The sequence below is a fragment of the Patescibacteria group bacterium genome, from assembly GCA_028692545.1.
In the GTDB taxonomy this organism is placed as follows: Bacteria; Patescibacteriota; Patescibacteriia; order UBA1558; family S5-K13; genus STD2-204.
Window position 1 is genome coordinate 24,187 of sequence record JAQUXC010000012.1, and the last position, 7,385, is coordinate 31,571.

Annotated in this window: 6 protein-coding genes; 2 read left to right on the plus strand and 4 right to left on the minus strand. The window is 23.7% G+C overall.

The genetic code is table 11. The annotated features are described in order from the left end of the window. Position 1: 1 nt before the first annotated feature. Positions 2–1,570 (minus strand): DUF2723 domain-containing protein, encoded by a 1,569-nt coding sequence (locus PHZ07_04645; GenBank protein ID MDD3284854.1) that lies wholly within the window; start codon positions 1,568–1,570, stop codon positions 2–4. A 75-nt stretch (positions 1,571–1,645) separates the two neighbouring features. On the opposite strand from PHZ07_04645, the gene PHZ07_04650 reads away from it, so the two are divergent. Both PHZ07_04650 and PHZ07_04655 read left to right on the plus strand, forming a co-directional pair. Continuing rightward, complete coding sequence (locus PHZ07_04650) at positions 1,646–3,163, plus strand: glycosyltransferase family 2 protein (protein ID MDD3284855.1); 1,518 nt, start codon at positions 1,646–1,648, stop codon at positions 3,161–3,163. 60 nt (positions 3,164–3,223) lie between these two features. Continuing rightward, positions 3,224–3,793 (plus strand): CYTH domain-containing protein, encoded by a 570-nt coding sequence (locus tag PHZ07_04655; GenBank protein MDD3284856.1) that lies wholly within the window; start codon positions 3,224–3,226, stop codon positions 3,791–3,793. Here PHZ07_04655 and fmt read toward each other — a convergent pair. From fmt to PHZ07_04670, 3 genes are read right to left on the minus strand one after another with little or no spacing between them, the layout of a single operon-like run. Next, positions 3,765–4,712: a methionyl-tRNA formyltransferase gene (fmt, locus tag PHZ07_04660; GenBank protein MDD3284857.1), complete on the minus strand. Its 948-nt coding sequence runs from the start codon at positions 4,710–4,712 to the stop codon at positions 3,765–3,767. The genes PHZ07_04655 and fmt overlap by 29 nt on opposite strands. After that, on the minus strand, positions 4,702–5,205 hold the full coding sequence (def, locus tag PHZ07_04665; GenBank protein MDD3284858.1) for a peptide deformylase: 504 nt from the start codon (positions 5,203–5,205) through the stop codon (positions 4,702–4,704). Before def ends, fmt begins: the two co-directional genes overlap by 11 nt. Next, a complete protein-coding gene (locus tag PHZ07_04670; GenBank protein ID MDD3284859.1) occupies positions 5,202–7,070 on the minus strand; it encodes a hypothetical protein in 1,869 nt (622 codons plus the stop codon). Before PHZ07_04670 ends, def begins: the two co-directional genes overlap by 4 nt. Between the last annotated feature and the right edge of the window lie 315 nt (positions 7,071–7,385).

Sequence of the window (7,385 nt, forward strand, 5' to 3'; positions counted from 1 at the left end):
ATTATTTTTGTTTTACAAACCTATATCCAAGATATTCAAATTCATCCATATCTGAAATATTTTTGTAATATATATTCTCCGTTAAATGGATATCCAAGTATTCAAAATTATATATATCATAATTATATCCATCTGTTACGAGAATTATATTTTTTACAGTTTTTTCTATTGGAATATATGATTGGTATAATAATCTTCTGTCTATTCCTTTGTACATGTAATATCTTGTTATAGATTTATCATTGAATAAGTAGTATATGTAGTGTTGAGGTAGATAATAATTTAGATGTCTTATATCTTTTATAAAATTTGTTCTTTGCATAATATAAGGACTATCTCCTTCACTAAGAATTATTGTATCTTTTGGATCATATTTTTCTAAACTAGTTATTATTTCTCTTAATCTAGAATCATTATATTTTATAGTTTGAGTATTTATTTTGTACGGAGATACATTTATTAGTAAGTGATTTAGTTTTGTATTTTTTGGTTCTAAATCAAAAAGAAAAAATATTAGCTGAATTATAATTATAATAAAAATAATTATATATTTTTTTGTTAAAGATTTTGTCGTGTATATTATCCAGATTCCAACTATAGGAATAATAGGTGCTATAGTCATTATATAACCAACTTTTCCTAAGTGTATTAAGCAATAGAATAAAAAAGAAGGTAAAAACCATAGTAGCAATAATATTTTGGTTTTTTTTGCAAACTTTATTTTTCTCAAAATTATATAATATAAGAGTATAAAAGAAATTATTCCACCAGAATATAGAAATAATTTTATAGTATTAAATGTTTGTTTCGCTGTTGTTAATAATTTGTTTAAATTAAATATGGATGTTTGAGATGAAGTAGAAGAATATTGAAATTTTGTTACATTCCAGAATTCAGCAAATCCACCGCTGAGATAAATTGTTGGTAATATCCAAAATAGATTTGTAACTACAAAAATAATTATATTTATTAATATTTTTTTTATAGATCTTTTGTGATAAAGAAGAAAATAGATTATTGAAAATATATATAGTGGTGAAAAAAATATTATTAAACTTTGTCTAAATCCAATACCAATTGCAAACAAAAAACTAAATAGATATGTATAATTCTTTTTTTCTATAAATATTAGATATGATAAATAGAAATATATAAGAGAGAATAAACAATCTATCATATAGACATTTGCAAATTCACTATGAAACCATACAAAAGGGTTTGTTATAAATATTATAGAAGCAAAAAAAGATATTAATTTATTTTGGAAAATTTTATTACATATTATAAAAAATATTATTGCAGCTACTACGCATAAAATTATATTAACAGCAATAAGAGAGTAATTAGGATTTTTTATCAAAAAATTTAATAATTTTGCACTATATATATAAAAAAAATATCCGGGTGGATGAGGCTGGTGGTGTATTATATTAAAATTTTCCATCCCAAGTGCAAATTGTACAGAGTCCCATTCGAATAAATATTTTGATACAAATGGTATCCTGGTTATTATTGTTATTATGGATAATATTATAATTGATAATATGTTGTTTTTTGTGTTTATCCTCATTGTTTGATAGGTTGATTTTTTGTTAAAAACAGTATAAAGTGAATTATATTATACATTTATATTACACTTTTTGATATGAAAAAGCTACTCAAGTTCTTTAGAGTTAAAGAAGAAAATTTAGATTATGTAGAAAACAGAATATACGAAATTATGCCAGGATCAGCTGTTTGGCTTACTTTTATTTTGTCTATAATATTGTCTGTATTTAGACCAATTTGGGGTATTTATTTTATAATAGTGCTTGATGTTTATTGGGTTATTAGAATATGGTATCTATTTTTTTATTTAGCAATGTCTTGGATTACTTATCGTAAGTCTATAAAAATAGATTGGAGAGAAAAAAGAAATAGTTTAGAGAATTGGCAAAGTTATATTCATCTTGTAGCACTTCCAACATACAAAGAACCGTACAAGGTTATAAAAGAAACAATGGATAAATTATTAGAATCAGATTATCCAAAAAATAAAATAGTAATTGCTCTTGGTGGAGAAGAAAGAGATCAGGATAATTTTTTGGAAATTGCAAATAAAATAAAAAGTGAATATGGAAATGAATTTTTGGATTTTATTATTACAGTGCACCCAAAAAATTTACCAAATGAAATTCCTGGCAAGGGTTCAAATATGTATCATATAGGCAAGGAAATGACAAAATATTTTGAAAATATGAATATAGAATTTGGAAGGGTTATTATTTCTATGTTTGATATTGAAACATGGCCAGATTCTCAATATTTCAATTGTCTTACTCATGAATATATGACAAGAGACAATCCAGAAAGGTATAGCTATCAGCCATTAGTTCTTTATAATAATAATGTTTGGAAATCAAATCCTATTGTAAGAGTGGTAGCACATTCTACAACTTTTTGGCTTCTTACAGATTTGTCTAGATCAGAAAGATTGTTTACATTTTCATCTCATAGTATGAGTTTCAAGACTCTTGTAGAAGTTGGCTATCATCCAAAAGATATCGTAACAGAAGATACAAGAATTTTTTTACATTGTTTGAATCATTTCAATGGAGATTATAAAACGCATCCAATATATATTCCAGTTTCTATGCAAACAGTTGATGTTGGTAATATTTGGGAGTCATTCAAAAATCAATATATACAAATCAGACGTTGGGGTTGGGGTGTTGAACATTTTCCATGGATGATGATGAACTTGGTAAAAAACAAAGCGATGCCTTTTAAGAAAAAAATTAAATATTTATGGAATCAATCCGAAGGTACTTATACTTGGGCAACACTTCCAATATTAATTCTTATTATGGGACGTTTGCCACTATGGATTGCAGACAAAACTATTCATTATAATGTAATGATTCACAATACTCCTGTAATTTTAGAACATGTTATGAATTGTGGGCTTATTGGAATTTTGGCTGTGGCTATGTTTAACATTTTCTTTTTACCTCAAAGACCAAAGGGAGTAGGTTGGATAGTGTATCCAATAATGTTTTTACAATGGATATTGTTTCCACTTACTTTAGTATTTTTTGGTTCTGTTCCTGCGGTAGAGGCTCAGACAAGACTTATGATTGGTGGTAAGTATAGATTAGGATTTCAGGTAACGAAAAAAACATAATGTTATAATAATATATGCTTGTTGGCAGGTATTAATTAATGCTAATTATAAACGTAAATTATGGAAGAAATTGAAGTCAAATTTTTAAATATTAATACAGATTTAATTATTCGTAAATTAGAGAAATTAGGAGCTGAAAAAGTTTTTAATAAGACTTATTATAGGAAAGTTTTTGATTATCCAGATTGGCGTTTGGATAAAGATAATTCTTGGTTGCGTTTGAGAGATGAAGGAGAAAAAATTACTTTATCTTTTAAGAAAAGAATAAACCCAGGCTTAAATGGATCTAATGATGAAGGGATGGAAGAAAAAGAGATTGAAGTTAGTAATTTTGAAAAAACAGCTGATATTTTATTAAACATTGGTTTAATTGAAAAGCATTATATAGAAAATAAAAGAATCAGATATATTTTAGATGATATTGAGTTTGATATTGATTTTTATCCACAATTAGAACCTTATTTAGAAATTGAAGCTCCTTCTTGGGAAAAAATTAATAAAGCAATTGAATTATTAGAATTAAATTCTAAGGATCAAAAAATATTTTCTACCAGCCAGGTTTATTCTCAGAAGGGGATTGATGTAGGAGACTATAAAAAAATTACTTTTCAGGAAATGATTTTAAAATAGATCCAACAAAATTTTTATATCCATTTACAAAAGATTTTATATCGCAACTTGATTTACCCTCAAGTTGTATTTTTTTTAATTTTAAAATTTCTGATTTACATTGAATAAAAATATCATTATTTTCTTGGAAAACTTGCCCAATTTTATTATTAGAATTTTTGTTTACAGATTCAGCTTCAATTATCTTTAATATTTTTTCATTGAATCTTGTATATGCACTGGGCCAATTTTCAAAAGCTCTGATTTTATTATTTATATTTCCTGAAGAATTATTCCAATTTATTAAACCATCTTCTTTTTTTATAATTTTTGTCAAAGTTACATTTTTTTCATCTTGATTCCTTGTTTTTATTTCGCCATTTATATATTTTTCAACATTTTCTATCAATAATTTATTTCCAGCATCAAATAATTTTTTGCTAAGAGAAGAATAATTATCATTATTTTCTATTTTCATTTTTTCTTGTGCAATTATTGGACCAGCATCCATTTTTTTTGTCAGTAGCATTACACTCACTCCAGTATATTCATCTCCATTTAAAAGTGTATATTGAACAGGTGAAGAACCACGATATTTTGGCAAGAGTGATGGATGAATATTCAATATTCCAAATGGAAAAATTTTTATAATATTTTCTGGTATTATAGCACCATAGGAAAGTAGAATTCCTATTTTAGGATTTATATTTTTTATAATTTCAAATTCTTTATCAGAGAGCTTGTCAGCTTCTAATATTTTTATATTATTTTGTATCGCAATATTTTTTACCAAATTTATATTTATTTTTCTTCCATTTTGTTTTTCAGTTTTTGTAATTACAAGTTGAATATTATATTTATTTTTTATTAATAATTCTAAAAGAGTAGAGGAATTCTCATCTGATCCAAAAAATATTATTTTTATTGATTTATCTTTCATCTTTTTTTGCTTGGCTTTGTAATTTTTTAAATAATATTTCGCCCTCTATAAATTTTTTTATTTTGTCGGTAAATATTATTCCATTTATGTGGTCTATTTCATGCTCAAAAACAGTTGCATATAATCCAGAAACTTTTATTTTATGTTTTTTGCCTTCTATATCTTGATATTGTATTTGTAAATTTTTTGGTCTATTTACAATTCCAGATATTTTTGGAAACGAAAGGCACCCTTCTGAAGATTCTTGTTTTAAAAGAGATTTACTTGTTATTTTTGGATTTATAAATTCCATTGTTTTATCATTAAATTCTATGACTATAATCTTTGTGTTTAATCCTACTTGATTTGCGGCTAATCCTATGCCATCATATTTTTTCATTATTCTTGTCATTTCTTTTATAATTTCTTGTAATTTTTCTATATCAAAAATTTCAATATCATCTAGTTTTGTCCTGAGTATTTTGTTTGGATAAGTTGTAATCTTTAATTTCATATTTTAAAATAATTTTTATCTATTATATCTATATCATATAATATGTTTTGAATTTTATCTATATCAGAATTTGGTTTGTATTTTATTATTATATATTTTACAAAGTATGAAAAAGTCTTTTTTATTTTTGGATCTATAATGTCTAATAGTTCCAAATCTTCGGATAAATTGTTTTTTATTTTTTCATACAATATTTTTGTTTTTTCTTCCAATATTTTCTCATTTTTATCTTTTATTGTAATTCTTATAATTTCATATATTGGCGGATAATGAAATAATTTTCTAAAGTTCAATTCTTCACCACTCATTTTCAAATAGTCTTGATTTTTTATATTATCATATATTTCCAAATTGTTTAATACTTGTAATATGAGTTTTTCTGGTTTATGTGATATCAATTTTTTGATAAATTGAAAGAATTTTTCATTGGAGTCAAAGTTGTTGTTTAAAAATTGCTGAGCAAATGGAAGTATTATAATATCAAATTCATTATCTTTTATATAATTCATTATCAATTTTGTGGCTATTATTATTTGATTTTGTTTTATTAATTTTATGTTTTGCTCGTGGTCTTTGTCTACTATAAGTACTTTTTTGTTAGGAAACATTTTTGAAATATTTAAATAAAATTGTTTACTTCCTATACCCTTTGCTCTCAAATTTACATTGTCACATTTTGGACATTTTGTTGGAATAATAATTTCTTTTTTACAATTATAGCAATATAAATTGTTTGTTTCTTTTATATATGTCAGAACTGAATCACATTCACTGCACTTAAAAATATTATTACAATCTGGACAATACAAGCTTTTACTATAACCTTTTTTATTTATTAGAAATAAAATTTTCTTATTTTCTGAAATTGATTTATTTATATAATTTTCTGTATCAAAATGAATTTGATTTTCAAAATATTTCATATTCATCTCCAAAATTTTTATTTTGGTTTTTATTTCTGACCTACTTTCAAATAATTTTATTGTTTTTTCTTTTGCTAATTTATATAAATATAGTGGAGGACAATAAGAAGTAAATATGATTTGTGAATTATTTATTTTTGCAAGTTCTAATACGTTTTCCAATAATCCAAATCTTGGATTTATATCTGTTTGATTGTGGTTTTCATTTTCTGCGTCACTTACTATTATTGTTTTTACATTATTTAGTGGATAAAATATTGATATTTTTGTCCCAATAATTATTTTTGTTTTTTTGTTTTTTATATCAGACCAAATTTTGTTGTGTTCTGCTTTTGATAAATGTGTATAGCCGGTAATTATGGATATATCGCTTGATTTATAAAAATTTAGAAGACATGAATATATTTTTTTTAAGTTTGATTTTGTTGGACATATTACAAGAGTTTGTTTTTTATCTTTGGCGGAATTTTTATCTATAACTTTTTTTATTAGAGAAATCTCTTCTTCAAAAAAATTATGTTTAAAGATTACTTTTTCATCTTTTATAATTAATGAATTAATATTTTTTATTTTACAATCTGTTTTTGTGACTATAATTTTTGTTTCATTTATTTTGCTAATTCTCTTTAGTGGTAGAGGAATAATATTATTTACAAAATTTAGTGAATCAAAATTATTTTTTACAAAAAAATTATAAAAATCTATTTGTTGTTTTGTGATTATGGGATCATTTATTACAATTTTATTTATTGATTTTAATATATTTTTTGGCTGATCTGTATCTTTTTTTATATCAAAAATTACGCCAAATATAAATTTGTTTCTAAATGGAATTTCTATTAATTGCCCAATAGATGCATTGATATTATCAGGAATTATATAGTCTAGTGTATTTAAGGACTTTTTTAGCTTTATTATTGGTTTTACTGAGGCATATTTCATAAATTAAGTATAGAGTATAATGTAAAAAATGTTAATTATTTAAAATAAGCTATTTACATCTCAGGGGGGGCAGTATAATTAAAATATATTATGAATATTATCATTTTTAATAATTTTTTATATATCTAATAAAAATAATCTTTAAACATCTATGATCAAAACAAAACAATTAATCAAAACAAGTATTTCATTTTTTATTCTAATTTTTAGCTTTTTTCTATATAATCCATCACATGCATCTATTACATATGGATCAATAGATAATACAAATAAATATGCATACAATGAAAATACTGGCTGGATAAATTTCAAAGA